At 67.7% G+C, this 3,207-nt stretch carries 2 protein-coding genes; both read left to right on the plus strand.

The features are described from left to right. On the plus strand, positions 1-1,556 hold a 1,556-nt coding region (locus B9S61_RS24535), incomplete at its 5' end, for an alpha-amylase family glycosyl hydrolase (RefSeq protein ID WP_103544188.1). Next, the coding region (gene treS / locus B9S61_RS24540) for a maltose alpha-D-glucosyltransferase (protein ID WP_103544189.1) at positions 1,553-3,207 on the plus strand (1,655 nt) is incomplete at its 3' end. The genes B9S61_RS24535 and treS, both read left to right, overlap by 4 nt.

Here is a 3,207-nt window from a genome sequence, read left to right on the forward strand (position 1 = left end):
CCCGGCTGGCGGGGGCGTTGACGCCGGAGGTGGACGCGGTACTGGCCCGCCATCCACTGCGGGAACACGTCACCAGCAGCGACCCGCTCCCTCTCCTGGTGGAACGCGAGCGGGCCCTCTACGGCTCCTGGTACGAGTTCTTCCCCCGCTCCGAGGGCACCCCCGAACAGCCGCACGGCACCTTCACCACCGCCGCCCGCCGCCTCCCCGCGATCGCCGCCATGGGCTTCGACGTCGTCTACCTCCCCCCGATCCACCCCATCGGCACCACCTTCCGCAAGGGCCCCGACAACACCCTCGACGCCGCACCCGACGACGTCGGCGTCCCCTGGGCCATCGGCTCACCCGAAGGCGGCCACGACGCCGTCCACCCCCGGCTCGGCACCCTGGAGGACTTCACCCGCTTCGTCACCCGCGCCCGCGAACTCGGCCTCGAGGTCGCCCTCGACTTCGCCCTCCAGTGCTCCCCCGACCACCCCTGGGTCCACAAACACCCCGCATGGTTCCACCACCGCCCCGACGGCTCCATCGCCTACGCCGAGAACCCCCCGAAGAAGTACCAGGACATCTACCCCATCGCCTTCGACGCCGACATGGACGGCCTGACCACCGAGACCTGCCGGATCCTGCGCCACTGGATGCACACCGGAGTACGCATCTTCCGGGTGGACAACCCCCACACCAAACCCGTCGTGTTCTGGGAACGCGTCATCGGCGACATCAACCGCACCGACCCCGACGTCATCTTCCTCGCCGAGGCCTTCACCCGCCCCGCGATGATGCGCACCCTCGCCGACATCGGCTTCCAGCAGTCCTACACCTACTTCACCTGGCGCAACACCAAACAGGAACTCACCGACTACCTCACCGAACTCTCCGGCGACGCCGCCGCCTCCATGCGGCCCAACTTCTTCGCCAACACCCCCGACATCCTGCACGCCTACCTCCAGCACGGCGGCCGCCCCGCCTTCGAGGTCCGCGCCGTCCTCGCCGCCACCCTCTCCCCCTCCTGGGGCATCTACAGCGGCTACGAACTCTGCGAGAACACCCCCCTGCGCGAAGGCAGCGAGGAATACCTCCACAGCGAGAAGTACCAGCTCCGCCCCCGCGACTGGGAATCCGCCGAACGCGAGGGACGCACCATCACCCCCCTCATCACCAGGCTCAACACCCTCCGCAGGGAGAATCCCGCCCTGCGGCAACTGCGCGACCTCCACTTCCACCAGGCCGACCAGGAGGCGGTCATCGCGTACTCGAAGCGGCAGGGTTCGAACATCGTTCTGGTGGTCGCCAACCTCGATCCCCACCACACCCAGGAGGCCACGGTCTCGTTGGACATGCCGCAACTCGGCCTGGACCGGCACGAGTCGGTGCCGGTGCGCGACGAGCTCACCGGCGAGACCTATGCATGGGGCAGGGCCAACTATGTGCGTCTCGGCCCGGGCGGGGCGCATGTGCTCGTCGTCGGCCGGGGAGCGGAGGGCGGTCCCTCCGGTGAGCACAGCAGGGCTCTGCGACCGCCCGTCCCGCAGATCGGAGGGTCAGCCACCACATGATCGTCAACGAACCCGTCCCGGACACCTTCGAGGACACGCCTGCCAAGGACCGGGACCCGGACTGGTTCAAACGAGCCGTCTTCTACGAGGTCCTGGTCCGCTCCTTCCAGGACAGCAACGGCGACGGCATCGGCGACCTGAAGGGTCTGACCGCCAAACTCGACTATCTGCAGTGGCTGGGCGTCGACTGCCTGTGGCTGCCGCCCTTCTTCAAGTCGCCGCTGCGCGACGGCGGTTACGACGTGGCCGACTACACCGCCGTGCTGCCCGACTTCGGCGACCTCGCCGACTTCGTCGAGTTCGTCGACTCCGCGCACCAGCGCGGCATGCGCGTGATCATCGACTTCGTCATGAACCACACCAGCGACCAGCACCCGTGGTTCCAGGAGTCGCGCAAGGACCCGGACGGCCCCTACGGCGACTACTACGTGTGGGCCGACGACGACAAGCAGTTCCAGGACGCCCGCATCATCTTCGTCGACACCGAGGCGTCCAACTGGACGTACGACCCTGTACGCAAGCAGTACTACTTCCACCGCTTCTTCTCGCACCAGCCGGACCTCAACTACGAGAACCCGGCGGTCCAGGAGGAGATGATCTCCGCCCTGAAGTTCTGGCTGGACCTGGGGATCGACGGGTTCCGGCTGGACGCGGTGCCGTACCTGTACCAGCGGGAGGGGACGAACTGCGAGAACCTCCCGGAGACCCACGCGTTCCTGAAGCGGGTGCGCAAGGAGATCGACACCCAGTACCCGGACACGGTGGTCCTGGCGGAGGCCAACCAGTGGCCGGAGGACGTCGTCGACTACTTCGGCGACTACTCCGCCGGCGGCGACGAGTGCCACATGGCCTTCCACTTCCCCGTCATGCCCCGCATCTTCATGGCCGTGCGCCGCGAGTCCCGCTACCCCGTCTCGGAGATCCTCGCCAAGACCCCCGCCATCCCCTCCGGCTGCCAGTGGGGCATCTTCCTGCGCAACCACGACGAACTGACCCTGGAGATGGTCACCGACGAGGAACGCGACTACATGTGGGCGGAATACGCCAAGGACCCCCGCATGCGCGCCAACATCGGCATCCGCCGCCGCCTCGCCCCCCTGCTGGACAACGACCGCAACCAGATCGAACTCTTCAACGCCCTCCTGCTGTCGCTCCCCGGATCACCGATCATCTACTACGGCGACGAGATCGGCATGGGCGACAACATCTGGCTCGGCGACCGCGACGCCGTCCGCACCCCCATGCAGTGGACCCCGGACCGCAACGCCGGCTTCTCCTCCTCCGACCCCGGACGCCTCTTCCTCCCCGCCATCATGGACCCGGTCTACGGCTACCAGGTCACCAGCGTCGAAGCGTCCATGGCCTCCCCCTCCTCCCTGCTCCACTGGACCCGCCGGATGATCGAGATCCGCAAACAGAACCCCGCCTTCGGCCTCGGCTCCTACACCGAACTGCCGTCCTCCAACCCCGCCGTCCTCGCCTTCCTGCGCGAGTACGAGGACGACCTGGTGCTCTGCGTGAACAACTTCTCCCGCTTCGCACAGCCCACGGAGCTGGATCTCAGCGCCTTCGAGGGGCGGCACCCGGTGGAGCTGTTCGGCGGGGTGCGGTTCCCGGCCGTGGGGGAGCTGCCGTACCTGATGACCCTCGG

Source organism: Streptomyces sp. SM1 (assembly GCF_002910825.1).
Lineage (GTDB): Bacteria > Actinomycetota > Actinomycetes > Streptomycetales > Streptomycetaceae > Streptomyces > Streptomyces okerensis.